The following is a 598-nucleotide window of genomic DNA, read 5'->3' as shown; positions in this document are numbered from 1 at the left end:
AAGTTCTCGACCGCCCGCACGGTATGGATGCCGTAGTAGGCCTCCGCCGGGACCTCCCTGGTGCCGAGAAGGTCGTGTTCGGTACGGGTCTGACTCATTCGTCCTCCGCCTCTCGGGTTGGCTGGGCCCACCCTAACCACGCGGGGCGGTCTTTCGCCGTCTACCCGCCCGATCGCCCGGCACCGACGCCCGGCGCTGCATAGGGTGTGGGCATGTCGCGACCGACGATCCCCCGTCGCGCCCGGGCACTGTCCCCGGCGCGGGGCGTGTGGCGACGGCTGCATCCGTCGGACGGGGTGCTCGGCAGCATCGTCGACCGGCGCGAGGTGCCGCTGCCCCGTGGGACGTGGGCGATCTTCGGCGTGGCGTTCGTGGGCTTCGCGATGCCGGTGGTCGGGTTCGTCGAGCTGGCCGAGCGGGTCCGCAGCGGCGCCAAGTTCCCCTTCGACCAACCGGTCATGCTGTGGCTGCAGCGGCGCCACACGCCCCGGACCACGCGGATCGTCCGGGCGGTGACCGAGCTCGGCGGGGTCACCGCCGTGCCGCTGTTCGCGCTCGCGACCTCCGGGTACCTGGTGTCCGTGCGGGGCAGCCGCCG

At 72.7% G+C, this 598-nt stretch carries 1 pseudogene; it reads left to right on the top strand.

The annotated features are described in order from the left end of the window. Positions 1–212: 212 nt before the first annotated feature. A pseudogene (locus B4M60_RS08145) lies at positions 213–598 on the top strand (PAP2 family protein); the annotation flags it as partial.

Origin of the sequence: Dietzia sp. UBA5065 (assembly GCA_002415925.1) — a bacterium.
Lineage (GTDB): Bacteria > Actinomycetota > Actinomycetes > Mycobacteriales > Mycobacteriaceae > Dietzia.
This window is presented reverse-complemented; position numbering and strand designations above follow the sequence as displayed.